Source organism: Kitasatospora sp. NPDC048540, from assembly GCF_040651175.1.
In the GTDB taxonomy this organism is placed as follows: Bacteria; Actinomycetota; Actinomycetes; order Streptomycetales; family Streptomycetaceae; genus Kitasatospora.
In genome coordinates this window covers 26,844-49,436 of record NZ_JBEZIR010000059.1, presented here as the reverse complement: position 1 = coordinate 49,436, position 22,593 = coordinate 26,844, and the positions used below count along the sequence as shown (strand labels likewise).

The 22,593-nt window shown below is 74.2% G+C and carries 21 protein-coding genes; 11 read left to right on the top strand and 10 right to left on the bottom strand.

Annotated features, from left to right (window positions below; translation table 11 throughout):
* Positions 1–375 precede the first annotated feature (375 nt).
* Both AB0D08_RS22775 and AB0D08_RS22770 read left to right on the top strand, forming a co-directional pair.
* Positions 376–1,983 (top strand): ATP-binding cassette domain-containing protein, encoded by a 1,608-nt coding sequence (locus tag AB0D08_RS22775; RefSeq protein WP_359891126.1) that lies wholly within the window; start codon positions 376–378, stop codon positions 1,981–1,983.
* Positions 1,984–2,275: 292 nt separating this feature from the next.
* Positions 2,276–2,692 (top strand): hypothetical protein, encoded by a 417-nt coding sequence (locus AB0D08_RS22770; RefSeq protein ID WP_033823416.1) that lies wholly within the window; start codon positions 2,276–2,278, stop codon positions 2,690–2,692.
* Positions 2,693–2,700: 8 nt separating this feature from the next.
* Here AB0D08_RS22770 and AB0D08_RS22765 read toward each other — a convergent pair whose 3' ends face one another.
* Complete coding sequence (locus AB0D08_RS22765) at positions 2,701–3,099, bottom strand: nuclear transport factor 2 family protein (protein ID WP_033823417.1); 399 nt, start codon at positions 3,097–3,099, stop codon at positions 2,701–2,703.
* A 164-nt stretch (positions 3,100–3,263) separates the two neighbouring features.
* Between AB0D08_RS22765 and AB0D08_RS22760 the strand changes: the two genes are divergently transcribed.
* Together AB0D08_RS22760 and aroA are read left to right on the top strand one after the other, a co-directional pair.
* Positions 3,264–3,788: an N-acetyltransferase gene (locus tag AB0D08_RS22760; protein ID WP_359891123.1), complete on the top strand. Its 525-nt coding sequence runs from the start codon at positions 3,264–3,266 to the stop codon at positions 3,786–3,788.
* A 193-nt stretch (positions 3,789–3,981) separates the two neighbouring features.
* Positions 3,982–5,217, top strand: a complete 1,236-nt coding sequence (gene aroA, locus AB0D08_RS22755) for a 3-phosphoshikimate 1-carboxyvinyltransferase (protein ID WP_359891121.1) — start codon at positions 3,982–3,984, stop codon at positions 5,215–5,217.
* A gap of 126 nt (positions 5,218–5,343) precedes the next feature.
* Here the strand turns inward: aroA and AB0D08_RS22750 are convergent, their stop codons facing one another.
* Positions 5,344–6,054 carry a Pr6Pr family membrane protein gene (locus AB0D08_RS22750; protein ID WP_199520440.1) on the bottom strand — a complete coding sequence of 237 codons (711 nt, stop codon included), beginning with the start codon at positions 6,052–6,054 and terminating at the stop codon, positions 5,344–5,346.
* Between the two features lie 166 nt (positions 6,055–6,220).
* Positions 6,221–6,484, bottom strand: coding sequence for a dsRBD fold-containing protein (locus tag AB0D08_RS22745; RefSeq protein ID WP_359891118.1), 264 nt, complete (start codon positions 6,482–6,484; stop codon positions 6,221–6,223).
* Positions 6,485–6,709: 225 nt separating this feature from the next.
* On the opposite strand from AB0D08_RS22745, the gene AB0D08_RS22740 reads away from it, so the two are divergent.
* The 4 genes from AB0D08_RS22740 to AB0D08_RS22725 all read left to right on the top strand — a co-directional run bounded on the left by AB0D08_RS22740 (position 6,710) and on the right by AB0D08_RS22725 (position 12,516).
* The gene (locus AB0D08_RS22740) at positions 6,710–7,861 is read left to right on the top strand and encodes a CaiB/BaiF CoA-transferase family protein (RefSeq protein ID WP_359891115.1); all 1,152 of its coding nucleotides are present in this window, start codon (positions 6,710–6,712) and stop codon (positions 7,859–7,861) included.
* Positions 7,862–7,909: 48 nt separating this feature from the next.
* Positions 7,910–9,052, top strand: a complete 1,143-nt coding sequence (locus AB0D08_RS22735; protein ID WP_033825694.1) for an acyl-CoA dehydrogenase family protein — start codon at positions 7,910–7,912, stop codon at positions 9,050–9,052.
* Positions 9,053–9,115: 63 nt separating this feature from the next.
* Positions 9,116–10,330, top strand: coding sequence for an acetyl-CoA C-acetyltransferase (locus AB0D08_RS22730; RefSeq protein ID WP_359891113.1), 1,215 nt, complete (start codon positions 9,116–9,118; stop codon positions 10,328–10,330).
* A gap of 20 nt (positions 10,331–10,350) precedes the next feature.
* Complete coding sequence (locus AB0D08_RS22725) at positions 10,351–12,516, top strand: 3-hydroxyacyl-CoA dehydrogenase NAD-binding domain-containing protein (RefSeq protein WP_359891111.1); 2,166 nt, start codon at positions 10,351–10,353, stop codon at positions 12,514–12,516.
* 170 nt (positions 12,517–12,686) lie between these two features.
* Here AB0D08_RS22725 and AB0D08_RS22720 read toward each other — a convergent pair whose 3' ends face one another.
* Complete coding sequence (locus AB0D08_RS22720; protein ID WP_051814327.1) at positions 12,687–13,442, bottom strand: MerR family transcriptional regulator; 756 nt, start codon at positions 13,440–13,442, stop codon at positions 12,687–12,689.
* A 120-nt stretch (positions 13,443–13,562) separates the two neighbouring features.
* Here AB0D08_RS22720 and AB0D08_RS22715 point away from each other — a divergent pair, with 120 nt between their 5' ends.
* Positions 13,563–13,964: a hypothetical protein gene (locus AB0D08_RS22715; RefSeq protein ID WP_359891108.1), complete on the top strand. Its 402-nt coding sequence runs from the start codon at positions 13,563–13,565 to the stop codon at positions 13,962–13,964.
* Between the two features lie 98 nt (positions 13,965–14,062).
* On the opposite strand, the gene AB0D08_RS22710 is transcribed toward AB0D08_RS22715, so the two are convergent.
* The 4 genes from AB0D08_RS22710 to AB0D08_RS22695 form a co-directional block, all read right to left on the bottom strand.
* Positions 14,063–14,482 (bottom strand): SHOCT domain-containing protein, encoded by a 420-nt coding sequence (locus AB0D08_RS22710; protein ID WP_033825690.1) that lies wholly within the window; start codon positions 14,480–14,482, stop codon positions 14,063–14,065.
* Positions 14,483–14,758: 276 nt separating this feature from the next.
* Complete coding sequence (locus tag AB0D08_RS22705) at positions 14,759–15,784, bottom strand: 2-oxoglutarate and iron-dependent oxygenase domain-containing protein (protein WP_033825689.1); 1,026 nt, start codon at positions 15,782–15,784, stop codon at positions 14,759–14,761.
* Positions 15,785–16,063: 279 nt separating this feature from the next.
* Positions 16,064–17,683 carry an AMP-binding protein gene (locus AB0D08_RS22700; protein WP_359891104.1) on the bottom strand — a complete coding sequence of 540 codons (1,620 nt, stop codon included), beginning with the start codon at positions 17,681–17,683 and terminating at the stop codon, positions 16,064–16,066.
* Positions 17,684–17,871: 188 nt separating this feature from the next.
* Positions 17,872–19,371 carry an MFS transporter gene (locus AB0D08_RS22695; RefSeq protein ID WP_033825687.1) on the bottom strand — a complete coding sequence of 500 codons (1,500 nt, stop codon included), beginning with the start codon at positions 19,369–19,371 and terminating at the stop codon, positions 17,872–17,874.
* 88 nt (positions 19,372–19,459) lie between these two features.
* On the opposite strand from AB0D08_RS22695, the gene AB0D08_RS22690 reads away from it, so the two are divergent.
* A complete protein-coding gene (locus AB0D08_RS22690; RefSeq protein ID WP_359891101.1) occupies positions 19,460–20,200 on the top strand; it encodes a helix-turn-helix domain-containing protein in 741 nt (246 codons plus the stop codon).
* Between the two features lie 48 nt (positions 20,201–20,248).
* On the opposite strand, the gene AB0D08_RS22685 is transcribed toward AB0D08_RS22690, so the two are convergent.
* Both AB0D08_RS22685 and AB0D08_RS22680 read right to left on the bottom strand, forming a co-directional pair.
* The gene (locus AB0D08_RS22685) at positions 20,249–20,827 is read right to left on the bottom strand and encodes a DinB family protein (RefSeq protein ID WP_051814323.1); all 579 of its coding nucleotides are present in this window, start codon (positions 20,825–20,827) and stop codon (positions 20,249–20,251) included.
* Between the two features lie 72 nt (positions 20,828–20,899).
* Positions 20,900–21,469, bottom strand: coding sequence for a precorrin-3B C(17)-methyltransferase (locus AB0D08_RS22680; protein ID WP_359891098.1), 570 nt, complete (start codon positions 21,467–21,469; stop codon positions 20,900–20,902).
* A gap of 367 nt (positions 21,470–21,836) precedes the next feature.
* Here AB0D08_RS22680 and AB0D08_RS22675 point away from each other — a divergent pair, with 367 nt between their 5' ends.
* Complete coding sequence (locus AB0D08_RS22675) at positions 21,837–22,592, top strand: hypothetical protein (RefSeq protein WP_359891096.1); 756 nt, start codon at positions 21,837–21,839, stop codon at positions 22,590–22,592.
* The last annotated feature ends 1 nt before the right edge of the window (position 22,593 follow it).

Sequence of the window (22,593 nt, the reverse complement as noted above, 5' to 3'; positions counted from 1 at the left end):
GCCCCGTCCCGCCCGGCCCCGTCCCGCCCGGCCCCGCCCGGTCCGGCCCCGTCCCGCCCCGGGCGGCCCGGGCGGGACGGGGCCGGGCGCCGGAAATTGCGTTGCGGCCCCGTCCGGCCGCTGCCTACGGTGGGGAACGTCCGGTGGAACGCCCCGGCCGCCACCCCGCAAGACTGGAGAAGGCCCTTGCTCGTCTGAGGTCACGGGACACCGCCCCGCCCGCCTGAGTACCCGGCGTGCGGCGTGCGCGTGCGACCTCGGCAGCGAGCAGGCGCCCCCGATCCGCGGGCCCCTCCCCAGCAGTGCCGTCGTACCGCACCAGCGGTGTCTCCCGTGTTGCTCCGACCATCCACGGCAACCGTCCAGGAGACCTGCATGTCCCATCCCGTCACGTCCGTCCTGTGCACCGACCTCTCCTTCGAGTGGCCCGACGGCACCACCGTCCTCGACGGCTTCCAGCTCGCCGTCGGTCCCGGCCGCACCGGCCTGATCGGCCTCAACGGGGCCGGCAAGTCCACCCTGCTGAAGCTGATCGCCGGGGAACTCACCCCGGCTGGCGGCACCGTCCGGATCGCCGGCGAACTCGGCTACCTGCCGCAGGACGTCACCGCCCGCACCGACCAGCGGGTGGACGAGGCGCTCGGGATCCGGGCCGCCCGTGAGGCGCTGCACGCCATCGAGTCCGGCGACGCCGACGAGGCGCACTTCGCCGCCGTCGGCGACGACTGGGACGTCGAGGAACGCGCCCGCGCCACCCTCGACCGGCTCGGACTGCACCTCGACCTCGACCGCACCGTCGGCGAGCTCTCCGGCGGCCAGGCGGTCCTGCTCCACCTCGCCGCGCTGCTGCTGCGCCGCCCCGACATCCTGCTGCTCGACGAGCCCACCAACAACCTCGACCGGGCGGCCCGCGCCCGGCTGTACGAGGCGGTGGCCGGCTGGCAGGGCGTCATGGTGATCGTCAGCCACGACCGCGGGCTGCTCGCCCACGTGGACCGGATCGCCGACCTGCGCGACGGCGAAGTCACCTGGTACGGCGGGAACTTCGACGACTACCAGGCGGCCCTCGAGGCGGAGCAGGAGGCCGCCGAACGGCTGGTCCGCAACGCCGGGGCCGACGTCCGGCGCCAGCAGCGGGACCTCGCCGACGCCCGGATCAGGCTGGAGCGCAGCGCCGCCTACGGCAAGAAGCGCTCGGTCACCCGCAACGACCCGAAGATCTTCGCGGGCGCCTTCAAACGGCAGGGCGAGGAGACCGCGGGCCGGCTGCGCGGCATGCACGCCGACCGCCTCGCCGACGCCAAGGAACGGCTGGCCGAGGCCGAGGAGGCGATCCGCGACGACGCCGAGATCCGGATCGACCTGCCGCACACCGCGGTCCCCGCCGGCCGCACCGTCCTCACCCTGGACAAGGTCCGGCTCGCCCACGGCACCCGGGTGGACCTGGAACTGCGCGGACCCGAACGGATCGCCCTGGTCGGCGGCAACGGCACCGGCAAGTCCACCCTGCTGCGCACCATCGCGGGCGAACTCGCGCCGGTCCGGGGCGAGGTGGACACCCCGGTGCCGCTGCGCCACCTCCCGCAGCGGCTCGACCTGCTGGACGACGGGCTCACCGTGGTCGGCAACGTCCGGGCGTTCGCGCCACGGGCGGGGGAGAACGCCGTGCGGGCCCGGCTGGCCAGGTTCCTGTTCCGCGGCGCCCGGGCCGACCGGCTCGCCGGCACGCTCTCCGGCGGCGAGCGGTTCCGGGCGACGCTGGCGGCGCTGCTGCTGGCCGAACCGCCGCCGCAGCTCCTGCTGCTGGACGAACCGACCAACAACCTGGACCTCGCCAGCGTCCGCCAGCTCACCCAGGCGCTGTCCGGCTACCGCGGCGCACTGATCGTGGCCAGCCACGACGTGCCGTTCCTGCGCGGGCTCGGCATCACCCGCTGGCTGGAGGTCGCGGACGGCGAGGTGCGCAGCGTCGAAGCGCTCTGACGGTCCGCCGCCCGCGGCACCGACCCCTCCGGTGGGCCTCGCCGGAGGGGTCCCGCCCGCGGTCCGGCTCCGGTACCGTGGGCCGCGGGCGGGGACCGCCCCGTCGGTGACGCGACGTCACCGTCGCCTCCCGCGAACCGAAATGGCGCGATGCCGACCGGCCCGATTGGTGCGCGGCCGTACCGGTGCATACGATCGCCCTGCCGGAACCGCTTCCGGTGCGCAGCAACCTGTACGCCTGTGTTCGCGGCGGCCGGCGCACCCCGCGCCCGGCGGATCTGAAGGGGCGTCGGTGATCCTGGACCAGTTCGGCGGACTGCTGGGCGCGCTGTTCCCGCTGCGGGGCACCGGACGCCCCGGGCGGCGCCGCCGCCGGGCCTTCGAGGCGGGTCGGGTGGTGAGCTTCGAGGCCAGCGTGCTCGGCGCCCAGCCCTACTGCCTGCCCGCCGTCGGCGTCCTGCACCTGTCCCGCGCCGGGCTGCTCGCCGTCCCCGCGGCCGGAGCCGGCACGGACGGACGGCCGGTGCCGCTGCACCGGCTGGACGTGGTGCTGGTCCGCGACCGGCTGAGGTCCGACCCGAGCACCATCCGGCCGTTCTGGCGGGTCGCCGAGTGCCGGGACGAGAACGCCCTGATCATGGTGGGCTGCGCCGCCGACCCGATGGAACTGCTGCTCCACGCCCTGGGCCGGGTGCGGCCCGCCCGCTGACTCGCCGGTCAGGCGTGGTCGGACCAGGAGAAGGCCGCGATCCGCCAGCCCTGCGGGGTACGGACGAACTGGAACACCTTGGTCCCGCCGCCCTCGAACGGTTCGCCGTCCAGCGTCCCGGACTTGCGGTACTCGCCGATCCGCGAGGCCACCCCGCCGGCGATCTCGGTCCGCTCCGAGGTCTCCCACTCGTGGAACCCGGTGAGCCGGCCCTCGGCCAGCAGCTTCTCGCGCGGCTCGACGAACTCCTCGACCGTGTGGACGGTGAGCGGCGGGCCGGAGTTGACGATCACGCCGCCCGGGATCATCAGCCGGCGGATCCGGGCGACATCGGCGGGCCCGCCCGCCCGGTTGTCGAAGGCGCCGAAGAACTCGGCGGTCACCGCGTCGATCTCGGTCCTGTCCATGGCGCGACAGTAGCAGCGCCCGGGCCCGGACAGGAGGCGGTCACCGGGATCGATGCCGTCAGCCGGCCGGCGCGGTCCGCCCGACGCCGTGCCGCCGGCGGGCCGGGCGTCGGCGGCACGAAAACCGGCGGTGTGCGGGGCCGGGTGCCGGGTACCGTCGCGGCATGCCGAACCCCACCACCGAGCCGACCCCCGACACTCCGACCCCGGACGCCTCCGTACCGACCGAGGCGCGGCCGCCCGCCCCGTTCGTCCCGGACGGCTTCACGCCGCCGCGGATGCTGACCGCCGGGCCGCTGCGCCTGGAGCCGCTCGGCCCGCAGCACAACGCGGCCGACCACACCGCCTGGACCACCAGCATCGAACACATCCGCGCCACCCCCGGCTTCGCGGAGGGCAACTGGCCGCCCGCGCAGGGGATGACCCCGGCGGACAACCTGCGGGACCTGGAGCGGCACGCCGAGGACTTCGCCCGCCGCACCGGCTTCACCTTCAGCGTCCTCGACGGCCCGACCGAGGCCGACGTGGTCGGCTGCGTGTACGTCTACCCGTCCCGCACCGAGCCGGGTACGGCCCGGGTCAGTTCCTGGGTCCGGGCGGACCGCGCAGAGCTGGACGGACCGCTGCACCGGGCGGTGGCCGACTGGCTCGCCGCCGACTGGCCGTTCCAACGGGTCGCCTACCGCTGACGGCGGCACCCGGCGGTGGACGCCTTCACCACCCCGCCGCCGCCGGGCCGGCCGGGCTTTCGGCCGGCCGCAGCCGGGCCGCGTCCACCAGCTGACACGCCCGGGCGCGGTCGCGGAGCCGGCGGGCAGGATGGCGGCCGAGGCCGCCCGCGCCGGTGGCGGCAGACGAGCGCCGCAGACCCCAGGAGAGCGTGTGACCACCGTCGAGATCCCCGGTTCCAAGTCGGTGACGGCCCGGGCCCTGTTCCTGGCCGCCGCGGCCGAGGGCACCACCACCCTGCTGCGCCCGCTGGCCTCCGACGACACCGAGGGCTTCGCCGAGGGCCTGGCCGCGCTCGGCTACCGGGTCGAACGGACGGACGGCGTCTGGCGGATCGAGGGCCGTCCGCAGGGCCCGGCCAGGGACGCCGAGGTGTACTGCCGGGACGGCGCCACCACCGCCCGCTTCCTGCCCACCCTCGCCGCGGCGGGCCACGGCTCCTTCCGCTTCGACGCCTCCGCGCAGATGCGCCGCCGTCCGCTCGCCCCGCTCACCGAGGCGCTGCGTGCGCTCGGCGTCGAGCTGCAGCACGAGGAGCGGGAGGGGCACCACCCGCTGCGGATCGCCGCCCGCGGCGTCCGGGGCGGCGAGGTGACGCTGGACGCCGGGCTGTCCTCGCAGTACCTGACCGCGTTGCTGCTGCTCGGCCCGCTGACCCGGGAAGGCCTGCGGATCACCGTCACCGACCTGGTCTCCGCGCCGTACGTGGAGATCACGCTGGCGATGATGCGCAGCTTCGGCGTCCGGGTGGAGCGGGAGGGCGATGTCTTCTCGGTACCGCCGGGCGGCTACCGGGCGACCGAGTACCGGGTCGAACCGGACGCGTCCACGGCGAGCTACTTCTTCGCCGCCGCCGCGCTGACCGGCCGTGAGGTGACCGTCCCCGGGCTCGGTGCGGGGGCGCTCCAGGGCGATCTGCGGTTCGTCGAGGTGCTGGAGCGGATGGGCGCCCGGGTCGGGCTGCGGGGCGACCGGGTCACGGTGGCGGGTGCGCCGGGCGGCCGGCTGTCGGGCCTGACCGTGAACATGCGCGACATCTCGGACACCATGCCGACGTTGGCGGCCATCGCCCCGTTCGCGGACGGCCCGGTGCGGATCGAGGACGTCCACAACACCCGGGTCAAGGAGTGCGACCGGCTCCAGGCGTGCGCGGACAACCTCCACCGGCTCGGCGTCGACGTCGCCACCGGCCGGGACTGGATCGAGATCCGGCCCGGCACCCCGCGGGGCGCCGAGATCGAGACCCATGGCGACCACCGGATCGTGATGTCCTTCGCGGTGGCGGGCCTGCGCACCGAGGGGCCCGTCACCTTCGACGACCCCGGCTGCGTCCGCAAGACCTTCCCGGACTTCCACCGCACCTTCGCCGCCTGGTCCGCAGCCGCCTGACCACCCGCCGCCCGACCACTCGGCGCGCCCCCTACCCCGCCCCGGCGCCCTACCCCGCCCCGGCGCCCGGGGGCCTCTTCGCGTACTGCGTCGTCCCCCGCATCGAGCTCGTGGCGGTCTACCGGGTCACCCCGCCGCCCGGGTGACTCCGGGAGCCGGCGCCTCGCTCCGGGCCGTCGGGGCGGCGGTGGGGGCGGTGGCCGGGCGGAGCCGGCGGTTGATGAGGGTGCCGAGGCGGTCGAGGCCCACCACGGCGGCACCGAGCAGTACGAACTCGACGGTCAGCTGCGCGATCTGGCCCGCCACCCAGGCGTGGCCGTTGGTGGTCGGGTCGAGGAAGAAGTACGGGTACTTCAGCGGGAAGGACGGGAACAGGGCGGCCCGGACCTCGGTGACCACGGCGTAGCCGAGCGGGAAGGACAGCCACAGCGGCAGGTCGCGCCAGCGCGAGGCGTTGCGCGGCTTCAGGCAGAGCCAGTCGGCCAGGACCATCAGCGGCGTGGTGTAGTGCAGCAGGAAGCTGGACCAGTTCTGCAGCCGGTCCGGTCCGGGGCCGAGGCCGGGCAGCGGGTTCGCGCCGTGGTTGAGCAGGATGTGGGCGACCAGGCCGGTGATGGTGATGTAGAGGGTGACCGCGCCGCGCAGGCGGGGCGCGGGGGCGTCGACGGTGCCGCGCCGGACCATCCAGTGGACCGCGGCGGCGAAGTAGCCGAGCACGATGACGTTGCTCTCGGTGGTGAAGTACACCAGGGAGCTGTTGCCGAGGATCAGCCCGAGCCCGGCGGAGAGCACGATGCCCAGGCGCCACCAGAGCGCGGGGCGGGTGCGGACCGACATGCGTTCACCAGTTCGTTCGGGGGGATTCACCGGGCGTTGGGGCGGATCGAGGCGACTCTACCCGCCGGTAGCGCGGCCGGGGAAGCGCCCGCCCGCTGCTCGCCCGCCGCCCGGCGGTGCGGGGCGGCGGGCGGCGGTGGGGCCGGGCCGGGTCGGTGCCCGGCGGTCAGAAGACCAGCCGGGCCGGTTCGTGGGTGTGCGCCTCGATCCCGGAGGCGGCCTTGTCGATCAGCGCGTGCGCGAGGTCCGAACAGGCCCGGGCCGCGGCCAGTTCCTCGCCGACCGCCATGTCGGGGGTGTCGTCGGGGCTGCGGCGGGCCGAGCCGGTGCCGACGGCGCCGGGGGCGCTGAAACCGCTGAGCTTTGCGGTGCAGGTGGTGCGGTCATCGTCCTCGTCGAAGTCCAGGTCGACGGTCCAGTGGTTGTGCATGGCGGTCACCTTCCGGTGGGTGGAGCCTCAGCCCCAGAATCCGCCTGCCCGGGGCGGTTCGCAACGAGGGCGGGCGGGCCCGGGTGCGACCCTTGTTACCGGCGGGTCAACTGCCTATCATCACGACTGTGACAGCTTCACTGTCAAACATGGCCGTACGCCGCCGCCCCGGCCGGGCGGACCGGCCCGGACCCGGGACACCGAGCAGTGCCAGGAGGCCGATCAGTGGCTGAGACGACCGCCCCCGGCCCGCTGGCCGGACTGCGGGTACTGGAGCTGGCCGGGATCGGCCCCGGCCCGTTCGCCGCCATGCTGCTCGGCGACCTCGGCGCCGACGTGGTCCGGGTGGACCGCCCCGGCCCGCCCCCGATCGGCCCCGACCCGGCCTTCGACCTCACCAACCGCAACAAGCGCTCGGTCCTGGTCGACCTCAAGAGCCCCGGCGGCCCCGGCCTCGTCCTCGACCTGGCCGCCCGCGCCGACCTGCTGATCGAGGGCTACCGCCCCGGCGTCGCCGAACGCCTCGGCGTCGGCCCCGAGGCGTGCCTCGCCCGCAACCCCGCCCTGGTCTACGGGCGGATGACCGGCTGGGGCCAGAACGGCCCGCTCGCCGCCCGGGCCGGCCACGACATCGGCTACACCGCCACCGCCGGCGCCCTCGGCCTGATCGGGCCCGCCGACGGCCCCCCGGGCATCCCCGCCAACCTGCTCGGCGACTACGCCGGCGGCTCGCTCTACCTGGTCATCGGGCTGCTCGCCGCACTGCGCCACGCCGAACGCACCGGCCGGGGCCAGGTGGTGGACGCCGCCATCGTCGACGGCACCGCCCACCTCACCTCGATCCTCTGGGGCCTGCTGGCGGCCGGCCAGTGGCACGACCGCCGCGGCGTCAACCTGCTCGACGGCGGCGCACCCTGGTACGACACCTACCGCACCGCCGACGACCGCTACATGGCCGTCGGCGCGCTGGAACCGCAGTTCTACGCCGAGTTCGCCGCCCTGCTGGAGCTCGGCGCGGACGCGCCCGCCCAGTACGACCCCGCCCGCTGGCCCGAACTGCGCACGCTGATCGCCGACCGCTTCGCCACCCGCACCCAGGCCGAGTGGACCGCCCGGTTCGAAGGCACCGACGCCTGCGTCGCCCCGGTGCTGACCCTCGGCCAGGCCGCCGAGCACCCGCACCTCGCCGCCCGCGCCACCTACACCACCCACGAGGGCATCACCCAGCCCGCCCCCGCGCCCCGCTTCTCCGTCACCCCCGGCGCGCTGCGCCGTCCGCCCACCCGGCCCGGGCAGCACACCGCTGAGGTCGCCGCGGACTGGGGCGTCGCCGCCCTCGCCCCCGACAGCGCCCCCGGCCAGGCCGCCACCCCCTGACCCGGCCCCACCCCTGACCCGGCAGCATCCCCGAGAGGACCGACCCAGGTGCAACGAGAGCTCTACACCGAGGAGCACGAGGCGTTCCGGGAGACCGTCAAGGCCTTCCTGGCCAAGGAGGTGCTGCCGCACTACGAGCGCTGGGAGAAGGACGGCATCGTCGACCGCGGCGCCTGGCTCGCGGCCGGCCGGCAGGGCCTGCTCGGCATGGCCGTCCCCGCCGAGTACGGCGGCGGCGGCACCCCCGACTTCCGCCACGCGGCGGTGCTGGCCGAGGAGTTCACCCGCGCCGGGGTGAGCGGACTGGCGATCGGCCTGCACAACGACATCATCGGCCCGTACCTGACCTCGCTGGCCACCGACGAGCAGAAGCGGCGCTGGCTGCCCGGGTTCTGCAGCGGCGAGCTGATCACCGCCATCGCGATGACCGAACCCGGCACCGGCTCGGACCTGCAGTCCATCCGGACCTCGGCGGTCGACCGGGGCGACCACTACCTGCTCAACGGCAGCAAGACCTTCATCTCCAACGGCATCCTGTCCGACCTGGTCGTGGTGGTCGCCCGGACCACCCCGGAGGGCGGCGCGCACGGGCTGAGCCTGCTGGTGGTCGAGCGCGGCACGGCGGGCTTCGAGCGCGGCCGCAACCTCGACAAGATCGGCCAGAAGTCCCAGGACACCGCCGAGCTGTTCTTCACCGACGTCCGCGTCCCCAAGGAGAACCTGCTCGGAGAGGAGAACCAGGGCTTCCTGTACCTGATGCGCAACCTCGCCCAGGAACGCCTCGCCATCGCGGTCGCCGCCATCGCCGGCGCCGAGCACCTGGTCGAGCTCACCACCGAGTACGTCAAGCAGCGCACCGCCTTCGGCCGGCCGCTGGCCAAGCTCCAGCACATCCGCTTCGAGATCGCCGAACTGGCCACCGAGTGCGCCGTCACCCGGACCTTCGTCGACCGCTGCATCACCGAGCACAACCGCTACGCCCTCACCCCGGTGGACGCCTCGATGGCCAAGTGGTGGGCCACCGAACTGCACAAGCGCACCGCCGACCGCTGCCTGCAACTGCACGGCGGCTACGGCTACATGAGCGAGTTCCCGGTCGCCCGGGCGTTCACCGACGGCCGGATCCAGACCATCTACGGGGGCACCACCGAGATCATGAAGGAGATCATCGGCCGCTCCCTCCTCGCCTGACACGGCACCAGACCCCTCGCACCGGACCCCTCCGACCGGCCACTTCCCGGAAAGGCACCCACCGTGACCACCGAAGCGTACGTCTACGACGCTATCCGCACCCCACGCGGCCGAGGCAAGGCCAACGGCTCGCTGCACGGCACCAAGCCGATCGACCTGGTGGTCGGTCTGATCCACGAACTCCAGGCCCGGTTCCCGACGTTGGACCCGGCCGCGATCGACGACATCGTGCTCGGCGTGGTCAGCCCGATCGGCGACCAGGGCTCCGACATCGCCCGGATCGCCGCCATCGCGGCCGGCCTGCCGGACACCGTCGCCGGCGTCCAGGAGAACCGGTTCTGCGCCTCCGGCCTGGAGGCCGTCAACCTGGCCGCCGCCAAGGTCCGCTCCGGCTGGGAGGACCTCATCCTGGCCGGCGGCGTCGAGTCGATGTCCCGGGTCAAGATGGGCTCCGACGGCGGCGCCTGGGCGATGGACCCGATGACCAGCTTCGAGACCGGCTTCGTCCCGCAGGGCATCGGCGCCGACCTGATCGCCACCCTCGAAGGACTGTCCCGCACCGATGTGGACGCCTTCGCCGCCGAGTCCCAGGCCCGCGCCGCCAAGGCCCAGGCCGACGGCCACTTCGACCGCTCGGTGGTGCCGGTCAAGGACCGCAACGGCCTGGTCGTCCTGGAGCGCGACGAGTTCATCCGCCCCGGCACCACGGTGGAGACCCTGGCCGGCCTCAAGCCCTCCTTCGCCGGCATCGGCGAGGCCGGCGGCTTCGACGCGGTCGCCCTGCAGAAGTACCACTGGGTCGAGTCCATCGACCACGTCCACCACGCCGGCAACTCCTCCGGCATCGTCGACGGCGCCGCCCTGGTCGCGATCGGCTCCCGCGAGATCGGCGAACGGTACGGGCTGCGCCCGCGCGCCCGGATCGTCTCCGCCGCCGTCTCCGGCTCCGAGCCCACCATCATGCTCACCGGCCCGGCCCCCGCCACCCGCAAGGCCCTGGCCAAGGCCGGTCTGACCGCCGACGACATCGACCTGGTCGAGATCAACGAGGCCTTCGCCGCCGTCGCCCTGCGCTTCATCCGCGAACTCGGCTTCCGCCACGACCAGGTGAACGTCAACGGCGGCGCCATCGCCCTCGGCCACCCGCTGGGCGCCACCGGCGCCATGCTGATCGGCACCCTGATCGACGAGCTGGAGCGCCGCGACCTGCGCTACGGCCTGGCCACCCTCTGCGTCGGCGGCGGCATGGGCGTCGCCACCGTCATCGAGCGCATCTGACTCCCGGGAGACACGTTTCCATGAGCAACACGACTGCCATCCGCTGGGAGCAGGACCAGGACGGTGTGGTCACCCTCGTCCTCGACGACCCCGCCCAGTCCGCCAACACCATGAACGCCGCCTTCACCGACGCCCTGGAGGCCACGGTCGAACGGCTGGCGGCCACCGAGGACCTGCGCGGCGTCATCATCACCTCGGCCAAGAAGACCTTCTTCGCCGGCGGCGACCTGCGGCTGATCTCCGCCGCCCGGCCCGAGGACGCCGAGCAGGTGTTCGCCAACTCGATGCGGATCAAGCGCGCCCTTCGCCGCCTGGAGACCCTCGGCCGGCCCGTGGTCGCCGCGATCAACGGCGCCGCCCTCGGCGGCGGCCTGGAGATCGCCCTCGCCTGCCACCACCGGGTCGCCCTGGAGGCCCCCGGCAGCAAGATCGGCCTGCCCGAGGTCACCCTCGGCCTGCTCCCCGGCGGCGGCGGAGTGGTCCGCACGGTCCGGATGATGGGCATCACCGACGCGCTGCTCAAGGTCCTGCTGCAGGGCCGCCAGTACCGCCCGGCCCAGGCGCTGGAGAACGGCCTGGTGCACGAACTCGCCGCCACCACCGAGGAGATGCTCGCCAAGGCGCGCGCCTTCGTCGACGCCAACCCGGAGTCCGCCCAGCCCTGGGACGCCAAGGGCTACAAGATCCCCGGCGGCACCCCCAGCACCCCCGCCTTCGCCGCCAACCTCCCGGCCTTCCCGGCCAACCTGCGCAAGCAGCTGGCCGGCGCCGACTACCCGGCCCCCCGCAACATCCTGGCCGCCGCCGTCGAGAGCGCCCAGGTCGACGTCGACACCGCGATGGTGATCGAGGCCCGCTACTTCACCGAGCTGGCCTGCGGCCAGATCTCCAAGAACATGATCCAGGCCTTCTTCTTCGACCTGCAGGCCGTCAACTCCGGCGCGGGCCGGCCCAAGGGCGTCGAACCCCGGACCGCCGCGAAGGTCGCCGTCCTGGGCGCCGGCATGATGGGCGCCGGCATCGCGTACTCCTGCGCCAGGGCCGGGATCCAGGTCCTGCTCAAGGACGTCACCCTGGAGGCCGCCGAGCGCGGCAAGGCCTACTCGGCCGGGCTGCTGGACAAGGCCGTGGCCCGCGGCCGCACGACCCCCGCGCAGCGCGAGGAACTGCTCGCCCGGATCACCCCGACCGCCGACGCCGCCGACCTGGCCGGCTGCGACACCGTGATCGAGGCGGTCTTCGAGAACCCCGAGCTCAAGCACAAGGTCTTCCAGGAGGTCCAGGACGTCGTCGCCCCGGACGCCCTGCTCTGCTCCAACACCTCCACCCTCCCGATCGGCCTGCTCGCCGAAGGGGTCACCCGCACCGCCGACTTCATCGGCCTGCACTTCTTCTCGCCGGTCGACAAGATGCCGCTGGTGGAGATCATCCGCGGTCCGCAGACCGGCGACGAGGCGCTGGCCCGCGCCTTCGACCTGGTCCGCCAGATCAACAAGACCCCCATCGTGGTCAACGACTCCCGCGGCTTCTTCACCTCCCGGGTGATCGGCCAGTTCATCAACGAGGGCGTGGCGATGGTCGCCGAGGGCCTCGACCCGGTCTCGGTCGAACAGGCCGCCGCCCAGGCCGGCTACCCGGCCAAGGTGCTCTCGCTGCTGGACGAGCTCACCCTCACCCTGCCCCGCAAGATCCGCAACGAGGCCCGCCGCGCCGTCGAGGACGCCGGCGGCAGCTGGGCCCCGCACCCCGCCGACACCGTCATGGACCGGATGCTCGACGAGTTCGACCGCCCCGGCCGCAGCGGCGGCGCCGGCTTCTACGACTACCAGGACGGACGCCGCACCCGCCTCTGGCCCGGACTGCGGGAACACTTCACCCGGCCCGGCACCGAGATCCCGTTCGAGGACATGAAGGAGCGGATGCTCTTCGCCGAGGCCCTCGACTCGGTCCGCTGCCTGGAGGAGTCCGTCCTCACCTCGGTCGCCGACGCCAACATCGGCTCCATCCTGGGCATCGGCTTCCCCGCCTGGACCGGCGGCGTCCTCCAGTACATCAACGGCTACCGCGGCGGCCTCCCCGGCTTCACCGCCCGCGCCCGCGAACTCGCCGCCACCTACGGCGACCGCTTCCAGCCCCCCGCCCTCCTCGACCAGATGTCCACCGAGGGCCGCACCTTCACCGACTGAGCCCCACCCCGCCCATCTTTGAGGGCGCGGGGGCGCGTCCTGTTTCTTGGGGGCGCGGGGAACTGCGCGAACGTCAACCCTCGCCGTGCCGCGGCCGGGGTCGGTGTCGGGGTGGCAGGTGGGTGGCCTCCCGCCTCGCGCAGTTCCTCGCGCCCCTGGGGTTTGCCGCCTCAGTCCGTTGTGCGCTGGGCCGCCAGCTCCTCCGCGAGCGAGCGCTGGAAGGCCGTCACCAGGGCCTGCACCACCATCGGCTGGATCTGGTCGGTGAGCGTCTTCATCCGCTCCAGCTCCGCCGCCGGCGGACCGCTCTCCCGGTACGGCTTCCACACCGTCTCGCGGAACAGCCGCTGCAGGTCGTGCGCGGTCGCCCGGCTGTGCAGCCGCACCACCGCCCGCGCCGCCACCAGCGTCTCCAGCGGAATCGGCACGTCCAGCACCCGCACCCCGAGCGGCAGCAGCCCGGGGTCGACCTTGAAGACCTCCGGCTGCCCGGTGCGGTGCAGCGCCCCCATCGCGGTCAGCCGGTCGAGGTCGGCGTCGGTCAGCGCCCGCCCGGCCCGCCGTTCGACCTGCGCCCGGGTGGCCTCCTCGGCGGCCTCCGGTGTCCAGGAGGCCACCAGGGCCCGGTGGATGGCGAGGTCGAGCGAGCTGATGTCCTCGGGCAGCTGGGCCAGGTAGCGTTCGATCGCCGCCAGGGTCAGCCCCTGCCGCTGGAGTTCCTCGATCAGTTCCAGCCGCCCGAGGTGCTCCGGCCCGTAGTGCCCGACCCGGCGGGGCCCGAGCTCCGGCGGCGGCAGCAGCCCCTTCGCACTGTAGAACCGCAGCGTCCGGACGGTCACCCCGGCCCGGGCGGCGAGTTCGTCCACGGTCAGGTGCGGCGGCGAGGCCGGGGGCGAGGCCGGGGGTGTGGCCGGTGTGGCCGTCATGGTCGGTCCTAGGGAGGGTGATGCAGCGGCGCTGTGACAGCAGCAGTGTGACACCGCGCGTCGCCGCCGGTCCAGCAGCCGCGCAGCGCCGCTGTCGGTGCCCGCCGCTACATTCCGGGCATGGCTGACAGACCCACCGTTCACTGGCGCGAAGGCCTCGCGCGGGAGGCCCGCGCCCTTGCCGCGGGGACGCTCGACCCCGCCGAGGCGTACGTGTCGCAGCTCTTCCCCGACTCCCTGCTGTCCCGCACCGACGAGGTGCTCGCCGCCTTCGAGGCCGAGCTGGGAGGGTGGGCCGGTCCCTCCGACGGGCAGGTGCTCGGCGCGGTCGAACGCGTGGTGCTCGCGCTCAACGCGGTCAACGACGAGCACGGCGGCGGCGGGTACGAGACCGACGAGCGCGAGCGGCTCTGCGACTACATCGACGCGTCGCTCGCCGGGGCCGGTGTGGACGTCGGGGCGCTGGCCGGGCGGCACGGGCTCGGCCGGTACGAGATCACGGACCGCTGGCGCGAGTGGTGAGCCCCGCCGGGTACGCGAAGGGCGGCCGGGGGATGTGCGGTGGCACATTCCCCGGCCGCCCGTAGGGCCGTTCGGGTGAAGCGGCAGGTGTTCCGGTGTCAGGCCAGCAGCCGGGCCTTGGCCTGCTCGAACTCCTCCGGGCTGAGGTCGCCGCTGCGCTTGAGTTCGGCGAGTTTGGCGAGTTCGTCGGCCTTGCCGCCGCCGCCCGTACCGCCGCCCTTCCCGCCGTCGGTGGTCCCGGCGGTCTGGCGGATGTAGTCCTGGAGGGCGGCCTCGCGCTTCTGCGCGTCCTGGAGGTCGCGTTCGCCCATCTTCTGGCCGCGGGCGATCAGGTAAACGAAGACGCCGAGGAACGGCAGGATCAGCACCAGGATCAGCCAGCCGGCCTTGCCCCAGCCGCCCAGGTCGTGGCTGCGGAAGATGTCCGTGATGATCTTGAAGAGCAGGAAGAACCACATGATCCAGAGGAAGAACCACAGCATCGTCCAGAACAGGTTCAGCAGCGGGTAGTCGTCCATGCCGTCTCACCGATCCTCGTGCGCCGGGACGGCGGTCGTCCCCGCGAGCGGCCCGGCGGGCCGCCGGACGGGCGCCGGCGGTGCGCTGCGGGCCACTCCCACTGATAACACCGCCCACGGCGACCGGCACCCCGGCACCGGCCCGTCCGGCCCGTCCGGCCCGTCCGGCCCGTCCGTCCCGTCCCCGTCCGGCCGGGCTCCGGGCATGCGGACGCGCCCCGGCCCCCCTCGCGGGGACCGGGACGCGGTGGTGGAGCGGAGGGCGCGCTCCCGGGCTCAGGCGCCGGCGAGCGGGAGCAGCTCGGTGTGGTGCCGCCTGGTCACCTCGGGGTGGGCGCGCAGGTAGCCCTTGAGCTCGTTGCGGCCGAACTCGGCGAACAGCGGGTTGGACGGGTCCTGGGTGGCCCCGGGCGCGTGGTGGGCGTGCGGGAAGTCCAGCGGTTCGATGTGGGCGTCCAGCCGGGGGTTGTAGAAGAACGGCACCGAGAACCGTTCGCGGGCCCCGGCCGGGCTGACCACGCGGTGGCTGGTGGCCTTGAGGTAGCCGTCGGTGGCGACCTCCAGCAGCTCGCCGAGGTTGACCACGAAGGCGCCCTCCATCGGCGGCACTTCCAGGAAGGAGCCGTCCGGCCGCTCGACCTGCAGCCCGCCCACGGTGTCCTGCAGCAGCAGGGTGATGAAGCCGTAGTCCTTGTGCGTGCCGACGCCCTGCCCGGCGCCGTCCGGTGCGGTGCCCGGGTAGCGGACCAGCTTCAGCCGCAGGTGCGGGTGCCCGGCGAAGGCGTCGTCGTAGAAGTCGGGCCGGGCGCCGATCGAGGTGAGCAGCTCGTGCAGCAGCCGGTGGGCCACGGCGCCGAGCCGGTCGATCCAGCTGAGGGCGGCGGTGCGCAGCTCGGGCAGGGCCTCGGGCCACTGGTTGGGGCCCTCCAGCCACCAGTACGGCTGGTCGCCGGGGCCGGGGACGTGCGGCGGGAGTTCGGCGCCGATGTCCAGCTGGTCGCGCCAGTCCTGGCTGCCGCCGGTGCGTTCGTCGCCGGTGCGGGTGTAGCCGCGGAAGTGCGGGGAGTTGAGGTTGCTCACGGCCAGCCGGTCGGCCTCGGGGAGGTCGAAGAAGGCCCGCATCGCGGTGGTCAGGGCCTTGGTCTCGTCCGGGGATATGCCGTGACCGGTCAGCTGGAAGAAACCGACGTCCGTGGCGGCCGAGCGGAGTGCGTCGTGCAGGCGGGTGCGGTCGTGGTCGGTCCCGTCGGCGAGGGACAGGTCGATCACGGGGAGACCGGTGGTCTGGGACTGCTGTGTCATGGGTGACATCCGCTGTGGTCGATGCCCCGGCGGTGCCCGGAGGTGTCCGGGAACGCGGCCGCCGAGCGCCGGATGGGGCGGGTGCGGCGGGGCCGGGGGAGGGTGGTGTGCCCCGAGGGCAGGGAAGGAGGGAGAGATCAGCCGGAGCGTCGACAGGACATGCTCGTGACGCGGAGCAGGTCCACGTGGCGACGGCTGACGAGTATGAGCACGTCACCAGGTTAGATGACCGTCGGGGCGGCGGTCGAACACGGTGCGGTGCCCGCGGCCGGGCGGCCCTCACCGACCGAGTTCCCGGGCCGCCAGTTCGCGCAGCTCGGTCTTCCTGACCTTGCCGCTCACCGTCATCGGGAACGCGTCCACCACCCGGATGTGCCGGGGCGCCTTGAACCGGGCGATGCCGGCCCGGCAGAACTCCGTCAGTTCCGCGGGACCGGTCCCGCCGGCCGGGTCGCGCAGCACCACGAAGGCGAAGACCTCCTCGCCGTAGTGCTCGTCCGGCACCCCGACCACCTGGGCGTCCGCGACGGCGGGGTGGGTGTGCAGGTACTCCTCGATCTCGCGGGGGTAGATGTTCTCCCCGCCCCGGATGATCATGTCCTTGATCCGGCCCACCACGGACAGGTAGCCGTCCGGCCGCATCACGGCCAGGTCGCCGGTGTGCATCCAGCCGTCCCGGTCGACCACCTCGGCCGTCCGTTCCGGTTCGTCCCAGTAGCCGAGCATCACCGAGTAACCGCGGGTGCACAGCTCGCCGACCGCGCCGCGGGGCAGCACCCGGCCGTCGGCGGGGTCGGCCACCTTGACCTCGACGTGCGGCAGCACCCGGCCGACCGTTCCGGTGCGGTGCTCCAGGTCGTCGTCGCGCCGGGTCAGGGTGGAGACGGGCGAGGTCTCGGTCATCCCGTACGCGATGGCGACCTCGGTCATGCCGAGGTCGCCCTGCACCCGCTTCATCACCTCGACCGGGCAGGGCGAGCCGCCCATCAGGCCGGTGCGCAGCGAGGAGAGGTCGTGCTCGGCGAAGTCCGGCAGGGCGAGTTCGGCGATGAACATGGTCGGCACGCCGTACAGCGCGGTGGCCCGCTCGGCGGCGACGGCGCGCAGGGTGGCGGCGGGGTCGAAGGAGCGGGCGGGGATCACCACGCAGGCGCCGTGGGAGAGCGCCGCCAGGTTGCCCAGGACCATGCCGAAGCAGTGGTAGAACGGCACCGGGACGCAGATCCGGTCCTGTTCGGTGTAGCCGAGCAGGGCGCCGACGCAGTGGCCGTTGTTGAGGATGTTGCGGTGCGAGAGGGTGGCGCCCTTGGGGAAGCCGGTGGTGCCCGAGGTGTACTGGATGTTGATCGGCTCGTCGGGGTGCAGCCGGGGGAAGGCGCCGTCGGGGTCGTCCGGCCGGTGCCAGGGGTCCTCGCCGATCCACAGGGTCTCGCGCAGCTGCGGACAGCGCTCGCGGATCTCGGCGACCATCCCGTGCTGGTCGCCGCCGCGGCCGGTGCCCCGTCCTGGGCCGCGGTCGTCGGCCAGGGCGACCAGCAGTGAGACCCCGGAGCGGTTCAGCGCGTAGGCGAGCTCGTGGGTCCGGTAGGCCGGGTTGACGGTGACCAGGACGGCGCCGAGCCGGGCGGTGGCGTACTGGACCAGGACCCACTCCGGGCAGTTGGCGGCCCAGATGCCGACCCGGTCGCCCTTGGCCACCCCCCGGGCCCGCAGGCCGCGGGCGAGGCGGTCGACGTCCCGGGCCAGCGCGGCGTACGTCCAGCGCCGGCCGGTGGGCACGTCGACCAGGGCCTCGCGGTCGGGGAACACCGCGGCGGCGTGGTCCAGCCGCTCGCCGATGGTCTCGGAGAGCAGCGGGACCTCGGTACCGCCGCGGGCGTGGGACGGCTGCTCGGTCACCGTTGACCTCCTGGCTGAGGGTACTTGACCAGGCTTGGTCAACGGTGACGGTTCGTCAAGACAGCGCGCAGGACGGGCCGGTGCGCACGTCAACACGGTGAGCGGCCGTGCTGTCGGACGGGTGGGGCGCGGGTCGGGCGGGGGCCGGGCCGGGGTCCGGCCCCGCTCGGGCCGGGGTCGGTCCGGGCTCAGGCGGGGGCGTCCGCCGCCTTCGCGGCGGCGGCGCGCCGGGTGGGGAGGGTCAGCGCCCCGAGCAGCGCGCAGGCGGTGAACAGGGCGCCCACCAGCAGGGCGCGCCCGAAGCCCGCGGTCAGCGCCTGCGGGACGTCCACGCCGCCCTCCGCGAGGCGCGTGGCGGTGGTGTGCGAGGCGACGGTGGCCAGCACGGCCAGGCCGACCGCGCCGCCGACCTGGCGGAAGGTGTTGGCCAGCCCGGACGCCAGCCCGGCCTCCTCGCGCGGGACGCCGCCAGTGGCGGCGACGGTGGCCGGCATCATCGACAGGCCCATGCCGAGCGTGCACAGCACGAACGGGCCGAGCACGTCCGTCAGGTAGCCGCCGTCCGGGGTGAAGCGCGACAGCCAGACGAACCCGACGGTGCTGGTCAGGGTCCCGGCCACCAGCAGCGGGCGCGGACCGGTCCGGGTGATGGTCCGGGTGGCGATCTGCGAGCCGGCGATGATCGCCGCGGACCCGGCGACGAAGGCCAGCCCCGCCCGAACCGCGCTGTAGCCCAGCACCTGCTGGAAGTAGAGCGAGAGCACGAACCACATCGCGAACATCGCCGCGCCGGCCAGCATGGTGACCAGGTTGGCGGTCACCAGGGTGCGCCGGCGCAGGATCCCCAGCGGCACCAGCGGATGGGCGACCCGGGACTCGATCGCGGTGAACGCGGCCAGCAGCAGGACGGCGGCGGCCAGCGGACCCCAGACCACCGGCGAGCCCCAGCCGTGCGACTCGGTGGAGATGATCCCGTAGACCAGGGCGGTCAGCCCGGCGGTGACGGTGGCCGCGCCCGGCAGGTCCATCCGCCGCAGCCCGCCGCGACGGGCGGCCCCGGCCGGGACGTACGCCAGTGCGGCCAGGAACAGGGCGACGCCCACCGGGACGTTGACGAACAGCACCCAGCGCCAGCCCGCGTACTCGGTCAGCAGTCCGCCGACCACCGCGCCCGCCGCGCCGCCGGCCGCCATCACGGCGCTCCAGGCGCCCATCGCCCGGGTCCTCGCCCGCGGCTCGGTGAAGGTGGTCATGATCAGGGTGAGGGTGGCCGGCGCCAGCACGGCACCGCCGATGCCCTGGGCGGCCCGGGCGGCGATCAGCGGCCCGGCCCCGTCGGCCAGCCCGCCCGCCAGCGAGGCCAGGGTGAACACGCCGAGCCCGGTCAGGAACGCACGCCGCGGCCCGATCAGGTCGGCCAGCCGGCCGCCGAGCAGCAGCAGCCCGGCGAAACCGAGGGTGTAGGCGTTGACGATCCACTGCTGGCCGGCCGGGGTGAGGTGCAGGTCGGCGCGCATCGCGGGCAGGGCCACGTTCACGATCGAGACGTCCAGCACCACCATGAACTGGGCGGCGCAGGCGATCACCAGGACGGCGGTGGTGGACAGCCGGCGTGCGGCCGGCGGGGCTGGGGACGGGGTGCGGCCGGTGCCGGCCGGGGGCCGGACGGCGGACGGGCTGGTGCCCACGTGGGCTCCTTTGGGAAGGGTGATTTCTGGAGAGTCTCCAAAAATGTAGCATCTCTACTTTTCTGGCGCCGTGGATTATTCTGAGCCCATGACCGCGACCGCTGCCTCCGCTTCCGCCTCCGCCGCTCCCGCGTCCGACCCCGCAGCCGGGGGCGGGGCCGGGGCCGGCGTTCGGCCGGGGCTGCGCGGGCGGAAACGGGAACGGACCCGCCGGTCGATCGCCGACGCGGCGTTCCGGCTGTTCGCCGAGCGGGGGTTCGACGGCGTCACCCTGGTCCAGATCGCCGCCGAGGCCGAGGTCGCCCCCGCGACCGTCTTCACCCACTACGCGTCCAAGGACGACATCTTCTTCAGCCGGCGTCAGGAGTTCGCCGAAGCCCTCCCGGGGGCCGTGGTGACGGCCCGCACCGGGGCGGAACTGGTCGAGGGGCTGCGCGGCTACTACGCCGCCAACGTGGCGCTGGTCCTCGCCCCCGAGGAGGAGGAGGCATCCCGGACCTTCGCCCGGATCCTGCTGGCCAGTCCCGCGCTGCACCGCTTCCACCTCGCGGTCGTCGACGAGCGCCGGGCGATGCTGCTCGACCTGCTGGTCGAGCGGGCCGGCGAAGCCGGCCGCGACCCGGCGGTGCGGGCCGAACTGGCACTGTTCGCCTGGTCGGCCGGCGCCGCCGGGGCGGCCGCCTCCGAGGAGATGCGCATCCGGCTGGCCGCCGGTGACCCGCTGCCCGGGATCGGCGCCGCCGTCCGCGCCGTCCTCGCCTCCGGCTTCACCCGGCTCGCGGCCGGCTACGCGGACTCGCCGCTGCTCGTGGCCGCTGCCCGCGACTGATCGCTCGGGACCGACCGGGGCCGGTCGGGGCCGGTCGGTCCGGGGCGGTCAGTAGCCGGTCGCGCCGTCGATCCGCTCGCGCAGCAGGTCGGCGTGGCCGTTGTGCCGGGCGTACTCGGCGATCAGGTGCACCAGGATCCGGCGCAGTGAGACCGGGCCGCCGGTCGCCCGGTGCACCCCCGTCTCGTCCAGCGAGGCCGCGGCGGCGACGATCGCGCGGGAGCGCTCGCACTCCTCGCGCCACAGCGCGAACGCCGCGTCCGGATCACCGTCGAGGCGCTCGAAGTCCTGGTCCGGGTCCTCGTCGGTGTAGTACAGCATCGGCACGTCGGCTCCCGCGAACTGGATCCGGAACCACCACCGCTCCACCCCCGTCAGGTGCCGCAGCAGCCCGTGCAGACTCAGCCCGGACGGCGGCAGCCCGCGCTCCGACAGCCGGTCGGCCGACACCCCGGCGCACTTGAGCGCGAAGGTCTCGCGGTGGAAGTCCAGGAAGGACGTCAGGATCTCGCGTTCGTCGCCCACCAGCGGCGGCGTCCGGCGGTCGTCGGCCTCGGCCCAGCCCTGGGCGTAGTTCTGCGGCGGGATGTCCTGCGGCGGGATGTCCTGTGGTGGGAGCTCACTCATCCCGCCAGCCTGTCACCGGCCACCGACAGCCGCGGGGAACCCCGCCGGCCGAGGTCCGCCATCCCGGCCGGGTCAGTGGCCGACGGCCGGGACGCAGCCGCCGTCGGCGATGAAACCGGTGGTCTCGGCGGTGACCCTGCCCTCGTTGATCGTCCCCTTCAGGCAGCCGCTGCCCGCCTCCACCACGACCTGGGCGTAGCTGCGGTCACGCCACAGCTCGACGTGGACGGTCGCCGGCTCGGTGCCGGTCGCCTCGGCGGTCGCGCGGCGCAGGCCGTCCTCGTCCAGCGGGCCGCCCGCCAGCTTGGTCAGAGCCGCCTGCAGGGCCTGGACACGGGGCTGGTTGTCGGCCCGGGCGGACTCGGACAGCGGCATCTCCTGCTTGTACGCGTGGTTGTCGGCGTACCGCTGCTCCTCGCTGTACGAGATGCAGGGCGACGGCGCCGGCCCGGCCTCGGGGGCCGGGCAGAAAGCGACGGGGGCCCCGCCGCCGGTGGCGCGCGGGCTCGGGATCGCGCTCCGGTCGGCGCCACCGGTCCTGGTCCCGGCCCGCTGGTCGGTCACCGTACTGCCGCAGCCCGCCACCAGCACCAGCAACAGCGCGCCAGCGGCGGCCGGGCGGACACCCCCGAAGATCCTCATTCCGCCATCCTGCGTGAGCGAACGGCTTCGGCGGGTGCGGCGGCGCCGATCGTGACCGGACCGTTGCGCGGACATCCCCCGCCCGGTCCGGCGGGGGCGGATGCGCGAAAATTCCCACCATGTAGATGAATTGACTGATCGTCGGAATTCCACCCGGGGGAATCCCGGGCGGGTGCCGGGCGTGTGCCAGGCCGGGAACCGCGCGGCGGACGATCCGGCCGTACGGGCCGTACGGGTGCCGCCGTGGCCGCCGCAAGCCGTCGGGGTGAATGTCACGCGGTGTGCGGGGGTGGGGTGGATCTGCGGCTCGATCAGATTTACGGACTTGTACATCTACGAATATATGTTCGATGCTTAATCCGTGCACATGTTCGATTCAGTATGGCGGGGACCGGCCACGGCCGGCGGGGACCTGCTGCCCGCCCTGCCGGCCCTGGCCCCGCTGCTGCCCGGTGGCGGGCTGCGGCGCGGCGCGGCGGTCTCGGTCGACGGCGGCGACACCGGCCTGCTGCTGGCCCTGGCCGCCGGTGCGGCCTCGGACGGCGCCTGGGCGGCCACCGTCGGCCTGCCCGACCTGGGCCTGGCCGCCGCTGCCGGGTACGGGCTGGACCTGGGCCGGCTGCTGCTCGTCGACGACCCGGGACCGCACTGGCCCGAGGTGATCTCCGCGCTGGCCGGCGCGGTCGGACTGATCCTGCTGCGCCCCACCGGCCCGGTCGCCCCGCAGCTGGCGGCCCGGCTGACCGCCGTCCTGCGGCGGGGCGGCTGCGCCCTGCTGGTGGCCGGGGTCTGGCCCGGCGCGGGGCTGCGGCTGAGCGTCCGCTCGGGCCGCTGGTTCGGCCTGGGGGAGGGGTACGGCCAGCTGCGCGGCCGGCAGGTCGAGGTGGCGGCGGAGGGCCGAGGCGCGGCCGACCGGACCCGTACCGCCAGGCTCTGGCTGCCGGACGAGCACGGTGCCGCCCGGCCGGTCGAGGCCGCCGAACTGCCCACGACGGCCCCGGCCCGGACCCCGGCCCCGGTGGTGCCCCTCGCCCCGGCCGCAACCGCTGCTGCTGCCATCGCCGGTGCTGGTACCGCTGTCGCTGCCCCGGCCGTGACCCGGGTCGACCTGGCGGCGGTGTGAC